The organism is Kitasatospora sp. NPDC001540, assembly GCF_042894345.1.
GTDB lineage: Bacteria > Actinomycetota > Actinomycetes > Streptomycetales > Streptomycetaceae > Kitasatospora > Kitasatospora phosalacinea_C.
Window position 1 is genome coordinate 60,316 of the sequence record NZ_JBIAVO010000018.1, and the last position, 20,330, is coordinate 80,645.

Here is a 20,330-nt window from a genome sequence, read left to right on the forward strand (position 1 = left end):
ACGGCACCGGTGCCGATCAAGGGGTGCGCGCTCCGGCACCTGCTCCGGCGCTTGCCGCAGCGGCGCTTGTTGCCGCGCTTGTTGCGGCGCTTGTTGCGGCTCGCAGCGCCGGGCCGTCGCGCAGTCGCGCAGGGCGTCGGCGGTGCGTTCGGCGTGCCACCGTCGGCCGGGGCGCGACCAGCGGGCGGGGCGGTTCCACGGCGTGGCGGTTTGAGGCGGTCACGTCCGGGGGCGATGCTGGGGGACGACGGCCTGGCGGGTGCTGCCTCCGAGAGGGGATGGACGGACATGGCGACTCGGGTTCCGGGCCGGGCGGCGACCGCGACGGTCGACGGCGGCGGGGCGGTCACCGGCTGGTCGGTGGCGGCGGAGCGGTTGACGGGGTTCGGGGCGGGGCAGGTGCTCGGACGACCGGCCGTCGAGCTGCTGGCCGGGCGGGCGCCGATCTCCTTGCTGCGGGCGGTGGTTCGGCGCGAGCCCTTCAGCGGGATGGTCCGGCTGTGCCGCTCCGAGGAGGAGCCGGTCTCGGTCGAGCTGGGCGTCGTCCCGGTGCGGACGGCGCGCGGTGAACCGGCCTGGGTGCTGTCCGCGCTTCCGCTGCAGCCGCTGTCGCAGCCGTCACCCGGCGGGGCGGCCGCGTCCACGACGGCGGTGGCGGGGGCCGGAACGGAGGCGGGGGCGGCCTCCTCGGAGGAACGGGCCCGGCGGCGGCTGGCGTTGCTGAGCGAGGCCGGACTGCGGATCGGTTCGACCCTCGAAGTGGAGCGCACCGCACAGGAGTTGGCGGACGTCGCGGTCGAGGGCTTCGCGGACTTCGTGGGTGTCGACCTGCTCGACTCGGTGTTCGGCGGCGGTCCGCCGTCGAACGCGGGCCTGGTGTTCTACCGGGTGGCGCAGCGCTCGGTGCTGCCGGGCAGCCCGGAGTCCGTGATCGCGCTCGGCGCGGGGGACGTGATCGTGCCGGACTCGCCGATGGCCCGGGTCCTGGCCTCGGGCCGCCCGCTGCGCACCGACTACCACGACCCGGAGATCCGTTCCTGGCTCACCCAGGAGCCCGAACGGGAGCGCCTGGCCAAGGAGTTCGGCATCCACTCCTCCCTGCTGGTGCCGCTGACCGCCCGCGGGACGACGCTCGGCGTGGCGATCTTCCTGCGGCACCGTTCCCCGGAGCCCTTCGACGAGGACGACCTGCTGCTGGCGACGGAACTGACGGCGCGCGCCGCGCTGTCCGTCGACAACGCCCGCCAGTACACCCAACAGCGCGACACCGCACTGGCGTTGCAGCGCTCCCTGCTGCCCAGCCGGACGCCCCGGCAGGCCGCCGTCGAGGTCGCCTTCCGCTACCTCCCGGCGGGCGGCCGGGAGGGGGTCGGCGGCGACTGGTTCGACGTGATCCCGCTGTCCGGCGCCCGGGTGGCCCTGGTGGTGGGCGACGTGGTCGGCCACGGCGTGCCCGCCTCCGCCGCGATGGGGCGGCTGCGCACGGCGGTCCGCACCCTCGCCGACATCGACATGCCGCCGGACGAACTCCTCACCCACCTCGACGACTTGGTGCTCCGGGTCGACCTGGACGAACTCCCCGAGGGCGGCACCGCCTGGGCCGGCAGCAGCGTCGGCGCGACCTGCCTGTACGCGGTGTACGACCCGGTCACCCGCTCCTGCGCGATGGCCCGGGCCGGGCACCCCGGCCCGGCCCTGGTCGGCCCGGACGGTGCCGTGACCTTCCCCGAACTCCCCGCCGGTCCGCCGCTCGGCCTCGGCGGACTCCCGTTCGAGGCAGTCGAGTTGGAGGTGCCCGAGGGCAGCGTGCTGGCCCTGTACACCGACGGCCTGCTGCGCGCCTCGGAGCTGCGCGGCGACCCCGGACTCGGCCTCGACCGGCTCGGATCCGCGCTCGCCGCCTCCGCCGACTCGCTGGAGGGCCTCTGCGACCAGGTCCTGTCCGCGACCCTCGGGCCGGACGCCCCGACCGACGACGTCGCGCTGCTGCTGGCCCGCACCCTGGCCCTGCCCGCCCGGGACGTCGCAGACTGGCCACTGCGCCACGACCCGTCCGAGGTGGCCCGGGCCCGCAAGCTCGCGACCGCGAAGCTCACCGACTGGGGTCTCGAAGAGGCGTCCTTCGTCACCGAGTTGGTGGTCAGTGAACTGATCACCAACGCCGTCCGCTACGGCCGCCCGCCGATCGGCTTCCGGCTGATCCGGGACGGCGGCGTGCTGATCTGCGAGGTCTCCGACGGCAGCAGCACCGCCCCGCACCTGCGCCGCGCCCGCACCGAGGACGAGGGCGGCCGCGGCCTGCTGCTGGTGGCCCAGCTGTGCCGCAACTGGGGCACCCGGCACACCCCGCGCGGCAAGACCATCTGGGCCGAGCAGGAACTCTGACCGACCGTCAGTCGGCGACTTCGCGTCGGGCTTCGTGCACGGCTTCGTGCAGGGCTTCGTGCAGGGCATCGCGCAACCGACCCCCGTTGCGGGCCAGCAGGGCAGCGGCGGCGGGCGCGTCCACGCCGGTGAGCAGCAGCAGGATCGCGTCCTTGACCCGACCCCCGGTGGCCGTCAACGCGGCGTCCGCGTCGGCCGGTTCGGCCTCGGCGGCGAGGGCGACGATCCGGCGGGCCCGGGCCCGCAGCTTCTCGTTGGTCGCCCGGACGTCGACCATCAGGTCGCCGTAGGTCTTGCCGAGCCGGACCATCACCAGCGTCGAGACCATGTTGAGCACCAGCTTCTGTGCCGTCCCGGCCTTCAACCGGGTGGAGCCGGCCAGCAGTTCGGGCCCGGTCACCACCTCGATCCGGTGCTCGGCGGCGTCCCCGAGCGCGGAGCCGCGGTTGCCCGCCAGTGCGACGGTGAGCGCCCCGAGCCGCCGGGCGTGCTCGACCGCGGCCAGCGCGTACGGGGTCCGGCCGGAGGCGGAGACGCCGACCACCGTGTCGGCGGCGGTCAGCCGCAGCGCGTCCAACTCCGCGACGGCCGCCGCCCGGTCGTCCTCGGCGTCCTCGACGGCGGTCGTCAACGCGGCCGGACCACCCGCGACCAGTCCGACCACCAGCCCCGGCTCCGTCCCGAACGTCGGCGGGCACTCGCTGGCGTCCAGCACCCCGAGCCGCCCCGCCGTCCCCGCCCCCGCGTACACCAACCGTCCGCCCCGGCCCATCCGTTCGACGATCGCCTCCACCGCCGCCGCGATCTCCGGCACCACCGCCCCGACCGCCTCCGGCACCGTCCGGTCCTCGGCGTTCATCATCCGGGCCAGCTCGACCGTCGACAGCAGGTCGATCCCCGCACCGCCGCTGCGCCGTCCCTCGGTCGCCAGCCCGGGGAGCGAGCGCAGAACGTCCGGGTCGTCCGGGTGCCGGGAGGTGTGCGGGGTGTCTGCCACGGGCCCACCCTAGGTCTTCGGCGGTGGCACGGCGGTTGGACGCACCGGGCCCGGCGGGTCCCGGGGCGGGAGGGCCGCTGCGGGCCGTGGTTCCTGGTGGATGGGCTGCGGGATCAGGGGTAGGCGCGTGCGGGCGGGGAGCGGTCCCCGGTCCGACGAGCACGGACGAGCACGGCAGGAGAGGAGGCAGGCCATGAGCAGCAGCATCGGGAGCGGTACCCGGCACGGTGGTGAGGAGCCGGTGGGCGCACTCGTCACGCGGGCGTCGCAGCAGCTCTCGGAACTGGTCCGGGAGGAGATGCAACTGGCCCGGGCGGAGCTGACCGAGAAGGGCAAGCGCTACGGCCTGGGCGGCGGGTTGGTCGGCGGGGCCGGCCTGGTCGGCATCCTGTCCGCCCAGGCCGTGGTGGCCGCGGCGATCGCCGCCCTCGCACTGGTCCTGCCGGTGTGGGCGTCGGCGCTGATCGTCGCGGCCCTGCTCGCCGTGGTGGCCGCGGTGCTGGCGCTGGCCGGCAAGAAGCAGGTCGCCAGGGCCGGCGGCCCCGCGCCCGAACAGACCATCGACAGCGTGAAGGCCGACGTGGCCGAGATCAAGGAGAGGGCACACCGATGAGCGAGGGCACACCGACGGGCCAGCCGCTCCAGGGCGACGAGTCCGCGCAGACCGACCGGCTCCGCGAGCAGGTCGAACGCACCCGCGAGGAGCTCGGCCGGACGGTCGAGGCACTGGCGGCCAAGGCCGACGTCAAGGAGCAGGTCAAGGAGAAGGCGGCCGAGTGGAAGGAGCAGGCCGCCGGGACGGCCGCGCACCTGACCGACCAGCTCCGGGAGAAGGCCGGACGGGCCGCCGAGCTGGTCAAGGACCGGACCCCGGACCCGGTGCTCGACAAGGCCGGCCAGGCCGCGGCCCAGGTCCGCGACACCGCGGCCCAGGCGGGGCACCTGGCGGCCGAGAAGACCCCGGACCAGGTCCGCGAGAAGGCCGCGACCGTCGCCGCGGCGGCCCGGGCCAACCGGACCCCGCTGCTGGCCGGGGCCGCGGTGCTGGTGGTCACCCTGTTCCTGCTGCGCGGCCGGAAGCACAAGTGAAGGCGGTCACGGTCCTGTACAAACCGGTCGGCCTGACCCTCGGCGTCGTCGGCGGCCTGCTCGCGGGCGTCGCCTTCCGGCAGGCGTGGAAGGCGATCGGCCACGACGACGACGCCCCGGACGCCACCGACGAGGACCGCACCTGGCGGGAGGTGCTGCTCGCCGCGGCCCTCCAGGGGGCGATCTTCGGCCTCGTCAAGGCCGCCGTCGACCGCGGCGGGGCCACCGCCACGCGGCGCCTCACGGGCACCTGGCCCGGCTGACCTCCGCTCCGGGCCTCAACTGGCATCCGGGCCCGCTCCGTCCCGGGACGGAGCGGGCCCGGACCGCGTTTCAGCGGCCGGGGTGGAGGCGGGCGACCAGGGCGCGGTGGCGGACCCGCCGGGCACGGCGGTCCTCGGCTTCGGCGAGGACCGCCGCGACGGCCGGGGCGCCGGGGTCGAAGGGGGCGGGAGCGAAGCGGGCGGGGGCGCGGCGGGCGTGCTGCTGCCAGTCGTCCCGGTGGAAGCGGACCGTCCAGCCCGGCCAGAGCCGTGGCACCTCGTACGCCTGCGGGGTGGCGGGGAGGGACCACCAGTCGAGGCGGCGGCGTTCGGGGTCGAGGTGGACGCCGGATTCGACGTGCAGGCGGCAGGTGCCGTGGTCGGGGGCGTCCGCCAGGCGGTCGAGCAGGGCGGGGCCCTCGCGGGCGGGGTGGTCGAAGGCGGCGGAGGCGACGTGGCAGCGGCCGGTGTCGAGGGTGACCAGGATGCCGCCCGGGTCCGGTCCGGTGAGTTCCTCGTCGTCCGGGGCGAGGAACGGGGCGGGGTCGAGGGGGGTGCCGCGGCGGCGGACGTGCTCCGGGTCGAGGCCGAGGTGGGTGCGCAGCTCGGTCGGGCCGTCATACAGGGGGCGGACCGTCCAGCCCGGCCAGGCGGCCCGGATCAGGGCCAGGGTGGCCGCGCGGTGCCGGAGTTCGGCGCTCGGGCCCTCCCAGGTGAAGAACAGCAGGGTCTTGCGGCCGAGGTCGAGCAGCACCCCGCCGTGGGCGAGGTCGTCGTCCAACCACCAGTCGTCCCGGCGCAGTTCGGGGAGCGTGCCGAGCAGGGCGTCCGGTCCGTCCAGCAGGTCGAGGTCGATCCCGACGGCCCAGCCGGTGCGGTGCAGTTCGTGCGTGCCGTCCTCGTGGACCACGACGATATTGGCCTTCTCTCCCATCGGGCCAGGATGCGGGGGCGGAGCGGCGGTGGCCAGCGGTTTTCCGGGACCGCCACGCGGGCCGAACCGTTCGGTTTGGTTGCGGCGGCCGTCCGGCGTACGCTTCGAGCCGGGCCAAACCGAACGGTTCGGTTCTGGATTCTGCGCACAGGAGGCTCCCATGCAGCAACGGACGCTCGGTACCCAGGGCCTGACCGTCTCCGCGATCGGCTACGGCGCGATGGGGCTGACCATGGCGTACGGGCCGGGCGACGAGCAGGCGGGTGTCGCGGCCGTGCGGCGGGCGTACGAGTTGGGCGTGACCTTCTTCGACACCGCGGAGCTGTACAACTGGGGCGCTCGCTCGAACGAGGAACTGCTCGGCCGAGCAGTGAACAGCTTCCGCGACCAGATCGTGCTGGCCACCAAGTTCGGCTTCGCCCGCACCGAGCGGGGGCTCGGCTTCGACAGCCGTCCGGAGAACATCCGCAAGGTCGCCGAGAACAGCCTGCGCGCACTGGGCACCGACCGACTGGACGTGCTCTACCAGCACCGGGTGGACCCGGCCGTCCCGATCGAGGAGGTGGCGGGGGCGGTCAAGGAGCTGATCGACGCGGGCAAGGTCAGGTACTTCGGCCTGAGCGAGGCGGGCCCGGAGACGATCCGGCGCGCGCACGCCGTGCAGCCGGTGTCGGTGCTGCAGACCGAGTACTCGCTGTTCGAGCGGGACGTCGAGCGGGTCTTCCCGACCCTGGACGAGTTGGGCATCGGCTTCGTCGCGTACTCGCCGCTCGGCCGCGGCTTCCTGACCAGCAGCAGCAGGCCCGCCGGGCAGTACGACCCGAGCGACATGCGCAACCACGACCCGCGCTGGCAGCCCGGCGCCTACGAGCGGAACCTCGCCGCGGTGGCCCGCCTGGGCGAGCTCGCCGCCGAGCAGGGCACCACCGTCCCGCAGCTCGCCCTCGCCTGGCTGCTCGCCCGCGGCCCGCACGTCGTCCCGATCCCCGGCACCCGCAGCGCCGCCCGGATGGCGGAGAACGCCCGCGCCGCCTGGATCACCCTGGACGCCGAGGACCTGGCCGCCGTCGACGCGATCCTCCCCCACGGCGGCTTCGGCGCCCGCTACCAGGCGGACAGCCTCCCCGTCTGGTCCTGAGCGCCCCGCGCCGAGGGGGCGGCTCAGCCCTCGGAGCCGTCCGGTTCGGAGCCGTCTCCGGGTTCTTCCGGGGCGGTTTCCGGGTTGCGCCGGGTGGGCGCGGTGGGCCGACTCTGCCACACTCGCCGCATGGGCATGCGGGGGAACGCGTCCGCCGCGGCCGATGGCTCCGTGCCGCCTGCCGATCCCGCAACGGGCTTGTCCCGCTTCGCGGTTGGGCCGGTGCTCGGGGTCGCGGCCGCGGTCGTGGTGCTGCAGGCGGGGCTGGTGGGGCGGTACGGGTTCCACCGGGACGAGTTGTACTTCATGGCCGCGGGGCGGCACTTGGCGTGGGGGTACGTCGACCAGCCGCCGCTGACACCGCTGTTGGCGCGGTTGTCCACGGCGGTGTTCGGCGACGGCCCGGCCGGGTTGCGGATGGTCGCGGTGCTGCTGGGTGCGGCGACAGTGGTGCTGGTGGCTTTCGCCGCACGGGAGTTGGGGGCGCGGCGGGCCGGGCAGGTGCTGGCGGCGGCCGGGGCGGCGGTGTCGGCGATGGTGCTGGCGCTCGGGCACATGCTGAGCACGGCGAGCTTCGACCTGTTCGCCTGGACGGTGCTGGGCGTGCTGGTGCTGCGCCTGCTGCGCACCGGTGACCGCCGCTGGTGGTCGGCGATCGGCGCGGTGGCCGGGGTCGCGCTGCTGAACAAGGACCTGGTGCTGCTGCTGGCCGTCTCGCTGCTGCCGTCGATGGCCTGGTCCGGACCGGACTCCCGCTCCCTGCTCCGTGGTTGGTGGCTTCCGGCGGGTGCGCTGCTGACGCTGCTGGTGGCGGCGCCGAACCTGTACTGGGAGGCGCTGCACGGCTGGCCGCAGCTGACCGTCGCCTCGGGCATCAGCGACCAGGACGGCCTGACCAACCGGCTCACCTTCGTACCGATGCAGCTGGTGTACCTCTCCCCCGTGCTCGTCCCGGTCTGGCTGGCCGGGTTCCGTCGCCTGCGCGACGACGAACGGGTGCGCTGGGCGCGGCCGTTGGGGTACGCCTACCTGGTGCTGTGCGCGCTGGTGCTGACTCTGGGCGGCAAGCCGTACTACGCGCTGCCGCCGCTGTTGCTGGTGATGGCGGCCGGGTGCCAGCCCGTCGCGGAGCGGCTGTGGGAGCGGGGCGGACACGGGGAGCAGGAGGGGCGGGGAGAGCCGGGAGAGCCGGGCGAGCATCGGGGCGGGACGCGGCGCGGCCGGGTGCGGCTGGTGGGGTTGCTGCTGGTCGCCGCGCTGGTGAACTCGCTGATCACGCTGCCGGTGCTGGCGCCCGGGCGGTTGTCGGTGGTGTCGGCGATCTACCCGGAGTCCGCGGAGCAGGTCGGCTGGCCGGAGTTGACGGCGGCGGTGGCGGCGGGCTGGCAGGCCGTCCCGCCGGAGCAGCGCGGGCGGGCGGTGGTGTTCGCCACCGATTACGGCGAGGCGGGAGCGCTGGTGCGCTACGGCGACCGGTACGGCCTGCCGATCGCGTACTCGGGCCACATGTCCTTCTACGACTGGGGCCCGCCACCGGATTCGGCGACCGGTCCCGTCGTGCTGGTGCACCCTGCGCCGTACCCGGAGGTCGAGCGGGCCTTCACGGGGTGTCGGCAGGTCGCCGAGGTCGACAACGGGCACGGGCTGGCGAACGAGGAGCAGCACGCGCCGGTGCTGGTGTGCACGGGGACGGTCGCGCCGTGGTCCCGACTGTGGCCCCGGCTGCGGCACTTCTACTGATCAGTGCCCCGGTCACGCTGCGGCCGCGTCCTCGCCGGCCAGGAAGGGGTGCAGCAGCGCGAGCAGGACGTCCGGCCGGTGCAGCGGGATGATGTGGCCGCAGTCCTCGATGAGGTGGCCGGTCAGGTGGTCGGTGAACGGGCGGAGTTGGCGTTCCAGGGCGGGGCCGACGGGGCGGGCGCCCAGCGCCATCGTCGGCACGGTCAGGCGGGTGGTGGCGACCGCCCGCTCGATCTGCGCCGCGCTCTCGGGCAGGGCCCGGTAGTACGAGAACGCGCAGCTCAGCGCCTGGCGGCCGGTGTACGCGCGGACGAACGCGTCGCGGAGGGCGGGGCGCACGCCGTCGCCGAGCGTGCCCGCGTGCAGGAACCAGTCGACGTAGGCGGCCTCATGGCCCTCCAGCACGGTCTCGGCGAGGCCGGGCGCGGCGGCGTGGAAGCCGAACCACCACGGCGGCCCGTCGGCGAGGAACTCCTCGGCACCGGGCAGTCGGCCCAGCAGGGATTCCATGACGACCAGGCGCCGGACGAGGCCGGGGCGGCGCAGGGCGAGGAGGAAGGCCGGGGCGGTGCCCGCGTCGATGCCCACCACCGCGGCGGAGGAGACGCCGAGCGCGGCGAGGAGCGCCGCGGCGTCCTCGGCCAGGGTGCCCGCGTCGTACCCGGTGGCGGCCCGGCTGCTCGCGCCGAAGCCGCGCAGGTCCGGGGCGATGACGCGGTAGCGGTCGGACAGGTCCGCCATGACGTCCGTCCACAGCTCCCAGGTGTGCGGGAAGCCGTGCAGCAGCAGGACGGCCGGGCCCGATCCGGCGAGGGCGACGTTCAGTTCGACGCCGTTGGCGGGGACGCGGCGCAGTTCGGGCACGGCGGGGCTCCAGGTGCTGGGAGGTGAGGAATGGTGACCAGGTCACGTTAGGGAACTAGGCTGGTGCGTCCAAGACGGCACTCTCCCTTCAGGTGGTGAGCTCCAGGTGACCACGTCGCGGCCCGGTGGGGGCGACCGGCGAGTCGGTGGGCGGGGTGACCTGCTGGATCCGCTCTGCCCGACCCGCCGGCTGCTCGACCGCATCGGCACCAAGTGGACGTCGATGGCGGTGAAGGTGCTGGCCGAGGAGGCTCCGGGCGAGGTCCGTTTCGCGGAGTTGCGGCGCCGCGTCCCGGGCATCTCGCAGAAGATGCTGTCCGTCACCCTGCAGGGCCTGGTCCGCGACGGTCTGGTCGCGCGCCGCGTGGAGCCCACCGTGCCGCCCGCCGTCCACTACCGGCTCACCGGGCTGGGCCTGTCCCTGGAGGAGCCGCTCGCCGCCCTGCGGGCCTGGGCCGAGGCGCACATGGCGGAGATCGACCGCAACAACCGGCTGGCCGACGAGGCGCCCCGCTGAGCGCGCGGACCGGGTGCCCGCGCCGCGGTGGCGCTCACCGGCCGTCGGCTCCCGGGAGGGTGCGCAGTTCGCTGTCGGTGATGCCGCCGGGGCACTCGCGTTCGCGGCCCCAGCCGGCCAGGTCGGCTCCGGCGCGGTAGGCGGATTCCAGGAACTCCAGGGCGGTGTGCCAGGGGTCGGCGGCGGCGCGGACCTCCTCGTAGGTGAGCAGGGCGAGGTGGCTGCCGCGGCTCGGGATCCAGCGGGCGGCGTCGGGGCGCAGCGGGCGGGTGTCGAGTCCGGTGGGTTCGGGGGCGGTGTAGGAGTAGAACGCGGGGGCGGGGACGTTGTCGTCGCCGAACCAGAAGCCCGCGCTGATGACTTCGCGGGAGTAGGCCTCGCGGGTGACGCCGTCGGCGGCGGGCTGGTCGGTCTCGCGGTCGGAGAAGCGGGTGACGGCGAGGTCGAAGGTGTGCCAGAAGTGGTGGACGGGGCTGGTCTTGCCGGAGTACCCGGCGGCGTGCTCCTCCAGCAGCAGGGCGACCTGGCTGAGGATGTGCCAGTAGGTGGTGACGGCGGCGGGGTCGTAGCTGCGGTGTTCGTGGTCGTCGGCGAAGGGGCGGTGGGAGTCGGGGAGATCGTAGGGGTAGGGGTGGTCGGGGAGGACGTCGATGTCGAGGTGGACGAGGGCGCGCAGGGTGTCGCGGTAGAAGTCGGCGACGGAGCGCCCGGTGAGTGGGAAGGAGTCCTCGGCGCCGTCGAGGGTGCGGACGTACAGGCGGTGGTCGGTGAAGTCGAAGTCGATGGTGAAGGCGTCGCCGCCGCGGGTCGGGCCGGTGGGGCGGGTGGTGATGCCGCGGCCGGTGAGGTGGAAGGGGACGTTCCACCAGTGGTTGCGGCGGGCGCTGCCCGCGAGGCGGATCTTGCCGATGACCTGGGCGAAGCGGTGCAGCGTCTCCTTGGTGTCCCGCCAGGACTCCAGGGGCAGGGGCGGGAACAGCTCCATGGTGCGACTCCGGCGTGGGGAGGGGACGGGGGCCGCTGCCCATCCTCGCCACCGCCGGCCCGGGCCCGGGGGCGCGACGCGCCCGGGTGGGGTGCGACGCCCCCGGGTGGGGGTGCGGCTGCTCCGTCCGGACGGTGCGGGGCCGTGCGTCAGTGCAGCTCGGGAGGGAGCACGGCCGCGGCGAGGGCGGCCGCTTCGGCGGCGGTGGCGACGGTGACCGGTTCGGGGAGCGCCTCGGCGACGGCCCGGTTCCCCCGGTGGCTGCGGACCTGGTACGTCCCGTCGGCGCGCGGCTCGACGGCCACGCCCGCGTTCCCGTACGGGAAGAGGAGCGTGGTGGAGAACCACAGGACGTAGTGGCTGCTGACCGGCCGCAGGCGGCGCAGCCGGGGTTCGGCGAACGCCGCCCGCCACAGGTCCCGCACGCGGTCGGGCTCGCGGTGCCAGGGGTGGTCGAAGCTCTGCAGGCGGATCCGCCACTCGAGTTCCACCCGGTCCAGCGGGGCCCGCTCGTGGGCGGGCGCCCAGTCCTGGACGTGCAGGAAGGGTGCGGTGCGCCGGATCTCCGTCAGGTCGGCGCCCGCGAACCAGTCCGAGACCGCCCGGACGGCTTCGGTGAGGTCCGGCGCGTCGCCCATGGCCAGCGGCACCAGGCCGCGGCTCAGGGACAGGTGCGGTGCGGAGCCGTTGCGCTTCCACCGGATGCGGGCCCCGTCGGGCGCCGGTTGGTCCGAGCCGCCGCGCGCGGCCGGTCGGGGCAGCCCGCCCCGGAAGTCCGCACCGAACCAGTACAGCCGGTCGGGCGCGGGCAGCGGGAGGCCCGCCGCGGCGGCGAGTTCGGCCAGTTCGGTGCCGAACGCGGCCGCGGCGGCGTCCCGTTCGGCCTGGGTCTCGTACGTGGGGGACGGCATGGCGCGGAGTGTAGTGCGGCCGTGCCCGGTGGCGGCCGGTCGGGCCGGTCAGTCGCGTCCGGTGCCGGTGCCGTTCGGCAGGACGTAGCGCTGCGGGACCATCAGGGTGTCGCGCCAGGAGAGCGCGTCGACCACGGCGGTGTGCGCCTCGGTCGGGGTGAGCGTGCAGCCTTCGCGCACCGTGGCGGTCAACTCGTCGTTCTCCCAGGTGACTTCGACGTCCTTGACGGCCAGCACGGTGCGCAGCCGGTCGGCGACGGCGTCCAGGTCGACCCAGTTGCTGCCGACCTGCTGCCAGCGGCCCTTCTCGCGGCGGCCGACGGGCAGCTGGCTGAGGGCGGCGAGTTCGCCGTCGGGGCCGAGGGTGACGTTGCGCTGTCCGGCGAGGTCGATCAGGCGGAGCAGGGCGCGGGCGAAGTGCTCGGTCTCCTCGCGGTCGAGGACGTCGGGGTGGGCGTGCAGGCTGATCTCCAGGCAGCCGCTGGTGCGCCAGATGTTGATCATCAGCCGGGTGGGGAGCGGTTCGGTCGGGTACCAGGTCAGGTCGGGGTCGGTGGTGGGGCCGGGGCGCAGGGCGGCGATCTCCTCGGGGACGGTGCCGCTGACGTCGTTGAGCACGACGTCCCGGACGAACCGGGCGCCGCGCCGGAGGGAGGAGTCGTCGAGGATCTTCCAGAGCTGCTCGGTCTCGAAGGTGGCGTGCCAGTAGCCGGAGAGGGCCTGGGCCTGGGTGCGGCCGATCAGGGTGTCGAGGTCGGGGCAGTCGGTGTCCAGGACGAGCAGGGCGTCCTGGGCGAGGGTGCCGACGTGTTCGGCGAGGACGGCGCGGTGGCGGTTGGCGGACAGGGCGGCCATCACCACGGTGGAGCGGGCCGCGCGGTGGGCCGCCAGGGCGGCGTAACAGGCGGTCAGGACGGCGGACTTGGAGCTGTTGGTGCGCCGGACGGCCCGTTCCAGGGCGGCGGCGCCGGACGGGGTGCGGATGGCGAGGGTGTGCAGCAGGTTGTCGGCGGAGTGGACCCGGTCGTCGGCGAAGACGGCGGAGGGCTCCTCCGCCAGGATGCGCTCCCAGTGCCGGAGGGCGGCGCGGCCGCGGCGGCGGCCGCTCGCGGAGCGTTCCTGTTCGGCGACCTCGATCGGGGTGGGCCCGGCGGGCGGCGGCAGTTCGCCGCCGGAGGCGAGGGTCGTCCACTCCTTGAACAGCAGTCCGGTGGCGACGCCGTCGAGTTGGGCGTGGCTGACGACCACGCCGAGCAGGACGGGACGGCCGTCGCGGGTGAGCAGGGCGAGGCGGAGCGGGAAGTCGGCGGTGAGGTCGAACGGGTGGCAGCGCGCGTCCCAGCAGAACGCTTCGGCCCGGGCGGCGGCGTCCTCGTCCGGGTCGAGTTCGATCAGTGTGACGGCGAACTCGCCTTCCTGGAGCTGGTGTTGCGTTTCGGGGAGGCGGTCGCCGCCCGCTCCGGGGAAGACGGTGCGCAGGGCGGCGTGCCGTTCGGCGAGGGTGCGCAGGGCGTCGAGGCAGCCGGCCGTGTCGGCGTGCTCGGGGACGGTCCAGGTCGCCTGCTTGTTCAGCGAGGAGGGTTCGTTCCGTTCCCTCGAGGGCTGTTCGTTGCGCAGGCAGCGCAGCACGTTGTCCTGGCCGAGGGTGACCGGCCCTTCGGCCGCGGGCGTCTCGGACCGGAACCGCAGCACGGTGGAGCGAGTGTCCGACACTTCGTCAGTTTCCTTTCAGGGCGGTGCTGATGTCCGCGGGCCAGTCGGCGGGCCGGGTGCCGTGGGCGTGCAGCAGGGCGAGGGCGATCCGGTCGAGGCCGAAGGCGGTGCAGGCGGTGTGGCCGGTGGCGCCGTCGGCGGTGAAGTCGAAGGCCTCGCCGAAGTGGTCCTTGTGGATGTTGGCGGAGGCGACGGCCTGCGGCAGCCCGTCGGCCACCGGGACGCGCAGCTCGAACTTCAACTCCTGGGCGCGCTGGGCGGCTTGGTAGAGCTTGCGGCCGCCGCCGAAGAACGGGTCGTCGGCGAGTTCGACCGACGGCTTCAGGCCGAGGTCCTCCAGCCAGTCGGCGACCCGCCGCAGCCAGTGCTCGCGCCAGTCCTGGCAGTGCTGGGCGGTACCCGCGGTGACGAGTTCGGCCATCCGGAAGCTGCGCAGCCGCCCGGGTTCGGCGGTGGCCTCCTGCCGGAAGCACTGCGCCTCCACGCTGTAGCGGACGGGCTGTTGGAGGTCCCGTCCGACCAGGGTGGCGTACACGGGGTAGCAGGCGGCGGGCAGCAGCACCAGGTCGGAGATCTCCTGCCGGGCGTGCCAGGGGCCGGACTCGGCGATCAGCGGGGAGAGCTTTCGCCAGTCGGCGGCGCTGCCGGTGTAGCTGTGCACGGTGCCGAGCAACTGCGGGAAGGAGGCGGCGAATCCGGCGCGCTCGATGGTGGCGCGGGAGATCACGGGCGGGACGGTGAGCCGTTCGAAGGGCTCGTCGGCGGCCAGCCGGGCGATCGAGTCGCGCAGCGCGCCGAGCAGCTTCTCGTAGGCGGCGGGCTGGAGTTGGACGCCGGGCGCGGCGGTGGGCAGCGGGGTGGCGTCGTCGGGGTGGCGGGTCATGGTCGGTCTGCCTCAGGGTCGGGGGCGGGCGGTGGGCGGTGGCGACAGGGGTCACGGGGGCGGTTCCGCGGCCGTCCAGTGGGCGAGGTCGACCCGGCCGGTCTCCGGTTCGAAGTCGGCGAGCGCGAGCGGTCGGTCGGCGTACCGGGGGTCGGCGAGGGCGGCGGCGAGCGCGGCCCAACTGCCGGTGTACGGACTGCCGGGACGGGCCGCTCGGGTCTCCCGTTCGCCGGGCGGCCGGGCGTCGGCCAGGCCGGGGCCCAGCAGCAGCAGCGCGTCCTCGGGCAGTTCGGCGCACAACTCCCCGAGTGTGCGATCGACTTGGCCGCCGTGGACGCCGCTGCGGCTGTCGGTGCCGCCCAGCGCCCGACCGCCGCCGTCGGCCTCCCAGAGCAGGGCGGCCGCCGAGTGCCGGTCGGGGAGGCGGGCGGGGCGGTGCGGGCGGTGGTGCAGGTCGGCCTGTTCGACGGCGATCAGCAGGGCGCGCCGGGCACCCGCGGTGCGGGCGTACGCGTCGGCGATCAGCAGGGCGCTGAACGCGGCGCCCGCGCCCTCGTCGCAGATCGCGAAGGACAGCGGTTCGCCCGGGCAGGAATCGGCGAGGCGCAGCGCGACGGCCTGCCCCGGGCGGACGTCGGGCGTGGCGTACACCAGGAGCAGCAGGTCGACCGGGCGGGCCGGGTCGGTCAGGGCGTGGACGGCGCGTTCGGCCAGCACGTCGTAGGACTGCCCGCGGGCCCCGGCGAGCGCGTCCTCGTCGAGTGCGACCCCGTACGGGCGGGTCAGGTCGGCGGTGAAGGCGCGCAGGTCGGGGTCGGCGGCGAGCGGGGAGTGGCCGAGCAGGTCGTGGGCGTGGGCGGCGGTCAGGCGCAGCGGGGAGGCGGCGCGCGGCAGGGCGGCGGGGAGCGGCCCGCGGACGAGCACGGTCGTCAGTCCTCGGCGACGACGTGTCCGGCAACGAAGCCCGCGAGGGTGCCGACCGAGCGCAGGTCCTCCGGGTCGATGCCCTCGACGTCGATCTGCACGTCGAGGTGGTCCTCGAGCTCGAGGATGAGTTCCAGGGTGGCGGCGGAGGTCAGGCCGACCTCGTCGAACAGGCAGGCGTTCTCGCTGATCTCGGGGAGTTCGCGCTTGAGCACCTGGGGCAGCAGCAGCAGGATCCCGTCGAGGGCGCGGCCGCGCAGCTCGGGGTCGACCACGGCGGTGGCGGTGTCGGCAGCCGTGTCGGCGGTGTTCTCGGGCAGGGCGGAGTCGGTCATGGCGATCCCCTGATCTGGCCGGTGGCCCGGCGGCGGGCCGGGTACGGGCGGGTGGACTGGGTGACGTGGGCGGGTGAACCGGGTGGCGTGGACGCGCGGCGGCACGCTCTGCGGGCGTGCGGGCCGGGGCAGACGGGCGTGCGCGGGCACGCAGGCGTACGAACGTGCAGGGGTACGAACGGGCACGGGCTGTCCGTGCGTACGGTGCGGTGCGCGGTGCCCCGGCGGGGCGGGTGGGTCAGTGCTGGAGCACCATCGCGGCGAAGGTCGCGCCGATCCCGGACGCGGCGGCCAGGTAGCGGTCGCCGCGGCGGAGCAGGCCGCGAGTGGTGGCGGTGTGGTGGTTGAGCAGGATGTCGGCGGCGAAGCTGTGCCCCACCACCGGGACGTTGTCCAGCACCACGCGGTCGGGCGGGTACCCGATCCGGCGGCAGATCCGTTGCCAGGAGATCTGGTTGACGTTGTGCGGGAGCACCAGCCGGATCGAGTCCCAGCTCTCGCCGGCCTCGTCCAGTGCGGCTTCCATCACGGCCACCATCAGCTCCGGGTAGCTGCGCTGGTAGCGCTGCATCAGCTCCGGATCGTCGGCGAGTCGCCCGTCGAACTCGCCGCGCTGGTCGACCGCGTAGGACAGCACGCGGTCGCGTTCGCCTCCGGCCCGCACCAGGCAGGCGGCCGCCCCTTCGCCGAACAGGGCGGTCTCCGGGACGATGCGGGCGTCCCGGGTGAAGGTCTTCTCGCCCGCCAGGATCAGCGCCGTCGCCTCGGGGTCGGGGTCTGCCGCCAGCAGCCGACCGGCCACGTCCAGGGCCAGCAGGGAGCCGGCGCAGGCGTGGTGGGTGACGGTGAAGGCACGGGCGTGCGTCAGCCCCAGACGGCCGAGCGCGTCGTGCAGCGGGTTGTGCGGGTAGGGCGCCGCGATCGGCAGGCTGCGCGCGTGCAGCACGTACTTCACGCGGTGTTCGTTGCCGCGCAGCGGGGCCAGGGCCTTCGCTGCGGCGGTGAGCAGATCGGCCAGGTCTCCGTCCGGGTCCGTACCGATCCGGTCCAGGCCGTGGAAGCGGCGGAACAGTTTGATCTGACGGTCCGTCAACTCCAGGCGTTCCCCGACCTGTTCGATCGGTTCGGCGAGGGGTGGCAGGTGGGCGGCGACTGCCTCCAGAGCGGTCACGCGGGCTAGTATTCCGTCGCCTCACCGGCCCGCACAAGGGATCGCCGACGCTTCCTTCGCGATATCCCCTTGTGGTCTGTACCACTTCTCCCTCGTCTGCCCACGACCCGTCCCGTGGATTCGCGGCCGGCGCCGCCCGGACGCCGTGCGTTTCCGTCTCCCCCGCCGCCTTGTCACCTTGCCGCCCTGCCGCCTTGTCGCCCTGCCGCCTTCCCGAGGAGGACACCCCCGTGCCCGCAACCGTCCCCGTGGCCGCGCCCGCCACCGCCCCCCTCCCCGCTGCCCCGCTGCGGCTGCTGATCGTGGTGCCGCCACTGGCCGGGCACCTGCTGCCGGCCCGGGCGCTGGCCGCGGCCTGGTCCGCACGCGGGCACGAGGTGGCCTGGGTGGGGCCGGAGGCGGCGCTGCGGCCGTTGCTCGGGCCGGAGGCGGTGGTGCACCCGACCGGGGCCCGGCTGTTCCGCGAGCAGGCGGTGGGCGGGGCGGCGGCGGTGCGTTCGCTCTGGGAGGGGTTCGTGGTGCCGCAGACCCGGTTCACGCTGGGTGCGGTGCGGCGGGCCGTCGCGCGGTGGCGGCCGGACGTGGTGCTGGCGGACCAGCACAGCCCGGCGGGCGCGCTGGCCGCGCACGGCGCGGGCGTGCCGTGGGCGAGCTTCGCGCCGTCCTCGCTGGAGATCGGCGACCCGCTGGGCGGGGACGGCACGTTGGCGGCCTGGCGGGAGGGGGTGCTGCGCGGCCTGTGGGAACGGGCCGGGCTGCCCGCCACCGAGTACGCCGACCCGCGGTTCTCCCCCGGCCTGGTGCTGGCCCCGAGTTGCGCCGCGCTGCTGGGCCTGGACCAGCGGCGCGTCCCGGACTCGTACGCGCTGGTGGGACCGCTGCTGGACGCCCGGCCCGAGCCCTTCCCCTGGGAGCGGCTGCGGGCGGGGGGCCGCCGGGTGCTGGTCACCATGGGGACGCTCTCCGCCGAGGTGGCGGGCGGTTTCCTGGAGCGGACGGCCGCCGCGCTGGCCGGACTCCCGGACGTGCAGGCCGTGGTGGCGGCCCCGGGGGAGGTGGAACTGCCGCCGGGCGCGATCGGCTGCGAGCGCGTTCCGGTGCTGGAACTGCTTGAGCGCGGGGCGGTGGACGCCGTACTGTGCCACGGCGGGATGAACACCGTCGGTGAATCCCTCGTCCACGGGCGGCCGTTGGTGGTCGCCCCGATCCGCCACGACCAGCCGGTGACCGCCGGTCGGCTGGCCGCGCTGGGCGCGGCCGTCCGGGTCGACTTCGCCACCGCCGCACCGGAGCTGCTGCGTTCGGCGCTGCGCACCGTCCTCGACGATCCCGGCTACCGCCGTTCCGCCGAACTGGTGGGACGTCAACTGCTGGACGGAGGAGGCGCGGTGGCGGCGGTCGAACGGCTGGAGCGGTTCGCGCGCGCACCACGCTGAGCCCACCCCGCCTTCTGGTCCAGACCATTGTCGGGGAGCCGGGTCGGGCCCTAGGGTCTGCTCCGGCGTCCCTCGCCCTTCCCCGTCCTTCCCCGCCCTCCCCGCCTCCCCCGTTGCTCACCCGAGCAGGAAACCGCCCACCCGAGCGTCTCGCTGCTCGTCCGACCAGCGAACCGCTCGTCCGAGCACCCATCCGCACCCACCGACCACAGGAGTCCGGGTTGATCGTGACCAAGGGGCTGCGCAAGTCCTTCCAGCCCCGCCGCGGCGCCGCCGCCGTCGATGCGGTGCGCGGCATCGACCTGAACGTCGCGGAGGGCGAGATCTACGGCCTCCTCGGCCCGAACGGCGCAGGCAAGACCACCACGCTGCGCATGCTCGCCACCCTGCTCGTCCCCGACGGCGGCGCCGCCACCGTGGCCGGTGCCGACCTGCGCGCCGCGCCCGGCGAGGTCCGTCGCCGGATCGGCTACGTCGCCCAGGGCGGCGGCACCACCGACCAGGCCACCGCCCGCGAGGAGTTGGTCCTGCAGGCCCGGATGTACGGCGTCCGCAAGGCCGAGGCCGTCCGGCGCGCCGAGCAGGGCCTGGCCGCCTTCGACCTGGCCGAGTTCGGCGACCGGGTCTGCAAGTCGTACTCGGGCGGCCAGCGCCGCCGTCTCGACCTGGCGCTCGGCGTCGTGCACCGGCCCGAGGTGCTGTTCCTGGACGAGCCGACCGTGGGTCTCGACCCGCGCAGCCGCTCCCAGGTGTGGGCCGAGGTCCGCCGCCTGCGCGAGCAGGGCATGACGGTGCTGCTGACCACCCACTACCTGGACGAGGCCGACGCCCTGTGCGACCGGATCGGCATCGTCGACAACGGCGGCATCGTCACCGAGGGCACCCCCGAGGAGCTCAAGCAGAAGATCTCCGGCGACTCCGTCACCATCGGCCTGCCCGACGCCGAGGCCACCACCGGTGCCGAGCGCGCCCTCGCCGAACTCCCGTGCGTCCAGCGCCTGGAGGCCCTGCCCGGCGAGGACGGGCTGCGCCTGCACGTGGACTCCGCGGCCACCGCGATCCCGCAACTGCTGCGCACCCTGGCCGCGGTCGGCATCGAGCCGGAGCACGTCCAGTTGCAGCGCCCCAGTCTGGACGACGTGTTCCTGGCCCTGACCGGCCGCGCGCTGGTCCACAGCAGCTGACCCACTCCCCCTTTCGGTACCGACGCCCCGAGGTCCCCGTGAAGCTCGCCCGCGACACCTGGCTGGTCTACCAGCGCCAACTGCTCCTGATGGCCCGGTCCCCCGTGTGGATCGCCGTCGGGCTGCTCCAACCCCTGTGCTACCTGCTGCTGTTCGCCCCGCTGCTGACCTCCGCGCTGGCCGCGTCCGGCGCGCACAGCACCTCCGACGCCTACCGGATCTACGTGCCCGGCCTGCTGTCCGCGCTGGCTCTGATGGGCGGCCTGTTCACCGGCTTCACACTGCTGGGCGAGCTGCACGCGGGCGTCATCGAGCGTTCCCGGGTGACACCGGTCAGCCGGGTCGCCCTGCTGCTGGGACGGGCGCTGCGGGAGACCACGGCGCTGCTGATCCAGTCGGGGCTGATCGCCGTACTGGCGATCCCGTTCGGCCTGACGGTGGGCCTGGCCGACCTGCTGTTGGCGATGGCGCTGCTGGCGTTGATGGCGTTGATGGCGTCCTCGGTCTCCTACGGCCTGGCCCTGCTGGTGCCCACCGACGCGGCGCTCGGCCCGGTGGTCAACACCATCGCGCAGCCGCTGGCGCTGCTCTCCGGCACCCTGCTGCCGATCGCGCTGGCCCCGGTCTGGCTGCGCACCGCCGCGTCCTGGAACCCGTGCTACTGGGCGGTGGAGGGCATGCGCGCGCTGTTCGCCGGGCACCTGGACGCGCCCGAGGTGTGGCGCGGCCTGCTGCTGACCGCCCTGCTGGCGGCCGTCGCGGTGGCCTGGTCGGCCCGGTTGTTCGCCCAGCGGATCCGCTGACGGCGGGCACGCGCGGATGCAGCGCTGAGCGGGGCCCAGCGGCTGGAGTGCCGGGCCC

20 protein-coding genes are annotated in these 20,330 nt (G+C 74.8%); 10 read left to right on the plus strand and 10 right to left on the minus strand.

The annotated features are described in order from the left end of the window. The first annotated feature begins 288 nt into the window (after window positions 1-288). Window positions 289-2,385, plus strand: coding sequence for a SpoIIE family protein phosphatase (locus tag ACFY00_RS21525; RefSeq protein ID WP_388033051.1), 2,097 nt, complete (start codon window positions 289-291; stop codon window positions 2,383-2,385). A gap of 7 nt (window positions 2,386-2,392) precedes the next feature. Here the strand turns inward: ACFY00_RS21525 and murQ are convergent, their stop codons facing one another. Beyond that, the gene (murQ, locus tag ACFY00_RS21530; protein WP_388033052.1) at window positions 2,393-3,382 is read right to left on the minus strand and encodes an N-acetylmuramic acid 6-phosphate etherase; all 990 of its coding nucleotides are present in this window, start codon (window positions 3,380-3,382) and stop codon (window positions 2,393-2,395) included. A gap of 193 nt (window positions 3,383-3,575) precedes the next feature. Between murQ and ACFY00_RS21535 the strand changes: the two genes are divergently transcribed. Genes ACFY00_RS21535 through ACFY00_RS21545 form a run of 3 tightly spaced genes read left to right on the plus strand, consistent with a single transcriptional unit; the run spans window position 3,576 to window position 4,734 of the window. Then, on the plus strand, window positions 3,576-3,995 hold the full coding sequence (locus tag ACFY00_RS21535; RefSeq protein ID WP_388033053.1) for a phage holin family protein: 420 nt from the start codon (window positions 3,576-3,578) through the stop codon (window positions 3,993-3,995). Beyond that, window positions 3,992-4,471 (plus strand): DUF3618 domain-containing protein, encoded by a 480-nt coding sequence (locus ACFY00_RS21540; protein WP_388033054.1) that lies wholly within the window; start codon window positions 3,992-3,994, stop codon window positions 4,469-4,471. The genes ACFY00_RS21535 and ACFY00_RS21540 overlap by 4 nt, the downstream gene beginning before the upstream one ends. After that, complete coding sequence (locus ACFY00_RS21545) at window positions 4,468-4,734, plus strand: DUF4235 domain-containing protein (protein ID WP_285733137.1); 267 nt, start codon at window positions 4,468-4,470, stop codon at window positions 4,732-4,734. The genes ACFY00_RS21540 and ACFY00_RS21545 overlap by 4 nt, the downstream gene beginning before the upstream one ends. 70 nt (window positions 4,735-4,804) lie before the next feature. Here the strand turns inward: ACFY00_RS21545 and ACFY00_RS21550 are convergent, their stop codons facing one another. After that, window positions 4,805-5,668 carry a hypothetical protein gene (locus ACFY00_RS21550; RefSeq protein ID WP_388033055.1) on the minus strand — a complete coding sequence of 288 codons (864 nt, stop codon included), beginning with the start codon at window positions 5,666-5,668 and terminating at the stop codon, window positions 4,805-4,807. 160 nt (window positions 5,669-5,828) lie between these two features. Here ACFY00_RS21550 and ACFY00_RS21555 point away from each other — a divergent pair, with 160 nt between their 5' ends. Together ACFY00_RS21555 and ACFY00_RS21560 are read left to right on the plus strand one after the other, a co-directional pair. Then, a complete protein-coding gene (locus ACFY00_RS21555) occupies window positions 5,829-6,806 on the plus strand; it encodes an aldo/keto reductase (protein WP_388033056.1) in 978 nt (325 codons plus the stop codon). 222 nt (window positions 6,807-7,028) lie between these two features. After that, entirely contained in the window at window positions 7,029-8,546 is a 1,518-nt protein-coding gene (locus ACFY00_RS21560) for an ArnT family glycosyltransferase (protein ID WP_388033057.1), read from the plus strand. A gap of 12 nt (window positions 8,547-8,558) precedes the next feature. On the opposite strand, the gene ACFY00_RS21565 is transcribed toward ACFY00_RS21560, so the two are convergent. Continuing rightward, window positions 8,559-9,410, minus strand: a complete 852-nt coding sequence (locus tag ACFY00_RS21565; protein WP_388033058.1) for an alpha/beta fold hydrolase — start codon at window positions 9,408-9,410, stop codon at window positions 8,559-8,561. 106 nt (window positions 9,411-9,516) lie between these two features. Between ACFY00_RS21565 and ACFY00_RS21570 the strand changes: the two genes are divergently transcribed. After that, window positions 9,517-9,927, plus strand: coding sequence for a winged helix-turn-helix transcriptional regulator (locus tag ACFY00_RS21570; RefSeq protein WP_388033059.1), 411 nt, complete (start codon window positions 9,517-9,519; stop codon window positions 9,925-9,927). A gap of 34 nt (window positions 9,928-9,961) precedes the next feature. Here the strand turns inward: ACFY00_RS21570 and ACFY00_RS21575 are convergent, their stop codons facing one another. From ACFY00_RS21575 to ACFY00_RS21605, 7 genes are all read right to left on the minus strand, one after another. Then, the gene (locus ACFY00_RS21575) at window positions 9,962-10,912 is read right to left on the minus strand and encodes a DUF5996 family protein (RefSeq protein WP_388033060.1); all 951 of its coding nucleotides are present in this window, start codon (window positions 10,910-10,912) and stop codon (window positions 9,962-9,964) included. Between the two features lie 149 nt (window positions 10,913-11,061). After that, complete coding sequence (locus ACFY00_RS21580) at window positions 11,062-11,823, minus strand: DUF6193 family natural product biosynthesis protein (protein ID WP_388033061.1); 762 nt, start codon at window positions 11,821-11,823, stop codon at window positions 11,062-11,064. 48 nt (window positions 11,824-11,871) lie between these two features. Continuing rightward, entirely contained in the window at window positions 11,872-13,536 is a 1,665-nt protein-coding gene (locus ACFY00_RS21585; protein WP_388033062.1) for a condensation domain-containing protein, read from the minus strand. A gap of 4 nt (window positions 13,537-13,540) precedes the next feature. Then, window positions 13,541-14,419 carry an aminoacyl--tRNA ligase-related protein gene (locus ACFY00_RS21590; RefSeq protein ID WP_388033063.1) on the minus strand — a complete coding sequence of 293 codons (879 nt, stop codon included), beginning with the start codon at window positions 14,417-14,419 and terminating at the stop codon, window positions 13,541-13,543. Between the two features lie 51 nt (window positions 14,420-14,470). Next, the gene (locus ACFY00_RS21595) at window positions 14,471-15,343 is read right to left on the minus strand and encodes a hypothetical protein (protein WP_388033064.1); all 873 of its coding nucleotides are present in this window, start codon (window positions 15,341-15,343) and stop codon (window positions 14,471-14,473) included. Window positions 15,344-15,348: 5 nt separating this feature from the next. After that, window positions 15,349-15,678, minus strand: a complete 330-nt coding sequence (locus ACFY00_RS21600; RefSeq protein ID WP_388033065.1) for an acyl carrier protein — start codon at window positions 15,676-15,678, stop codon at window positions 15,349-15,351. Between the two features lie 238 nt (window positions 15,679-15,916). After that, window positions 15,917-16,849 (minus strand): 3-oxoacyl-[acyl-carrier-protein] synthase III C-terminal domain-containing protein, encoded by a 933-nt coding sequence (locus tag ACFY00_RS21605; RefSeq protein WP_388033066.1) that lies wholly within the window; start codon window positions 16,847-16,849, stop codon window positions 15,917-15,919. Window positions 16,850-17,079: 230 nt separating this feature from the next. On the opposite strand from ACFY00_RS21605, the gene ACFY00_RS21610 reads away from it, so the two are divergent. From ACFY00_RS21610 to ACFY00_RS21620, 3 genes are all read left to right on the plus strand, one after another. Beyond that, complete coding sequence (locus tag ACFY00_RS21610) at window positions 17,080-18,285, plus strand: glycosyltransferase (protein WP_388033067.1); 1,206 nt, start codon at window positions 17,080-17,082, stop codon at window positions 18,283-18,285. A gap of 227 nt (window positions 18,286-18,512) precedes the next feature. Then, window positions 18,513-19,469, plus strand: a complete 957-nt coding sequence (locus ACFY00_RS21615) for an ATP-binding cassette domain-containing protein (RefSeq protein WP_388033142.1) — start codon at window positions 18,513-18,515, stop codon at window positions 19,467-19,469. A 38-nt stretch (window positions 19,470-19,507) separates the two neighbouring features. After that, complete coding sequence (locus tag ACFY00_RS21620; RefSeq protein WP_388033068.1) at window positions 19,508-20,272, plus strand: ABC transporter permease; 765 nt, start codon at window positions 19,508-19,510, stop codon at window positions 20,270-20,272. Window positions 20,273-20,330: the final 58 nt, after the last annotated feature.

What these genes read in the sequence shown, in the direction of transcription:
- ACFY00_RS21580 (WP_388033061.1), bottom strand. Translation starts at nt 11,823, where the DNA reads ATGCCGTCCCCCACGTACGAGACCCAGGCCGAACGGGACGCCGCCGCG.
- ACFY00_RS21550 (WP_388033055.1), bottom strand. Translation starts at nt 5,668, where the DNA reads ATGGGAGAGAAGGCCAATATCGTCGTGGTCCACGAGGACGGCACGCAC.
- ACFY00_RS21525 (WP_388033051.1), top strand. Translation starts at nt 289, where the DNA reads ATGGCGACTCGGGTTCCGGGCCGGGCGGCGACCGCGACGGTCGACGGC.
- ACFY00_RS21600 (WP_388033065.1), bottom strand. Translation starts at nt 15,678, where the DNA reads ATGACCGACTCCGCCCTGCCCGAGAACACCGCCGACACGGCTGCCGAC.
- ACFY00_RS21555 (WP_388033056.1), top strand. Translation starts at nt 5,829, where the DNA reads ATGCAGCAACGGACGCTCGGTACCCAGGGCCTGACCGTCTCCGCGATC.
- ACFY00_RS21535 (WP_388033053.1), top strand. Translation starts at nt 3,576, where the DNA reads ATGAGCAGCAGCATCGGGAGCGGTACCCGGCACGGTGGTGAGGAGCCG.
- ACFY00_RS21590 (WP_388033063.1), bottom strand. Translation starts at nt 14,419, where the DNA reads ATGACCCGCCACCCCGACGACGCCACCCCGCTGCCCACCGCCGCGCCC.
- ACFY00_RS21575 (WP_388033060.1), bottom strand. Translation starts at nt 10,912, where the DNA reads ATGGAGCTGTTCCCGCCCCTGCCCCTGGAGTCCTGGCGGGACACCAAG.
- ACFY00_RS21540 (WP_388033054.1), top strand. Translation starts at nt 3,992, where the DNA reads ATGAGCGAGGGCACACCGACGGGCCAGCCGCTCCAGGGCGACGAGTCC.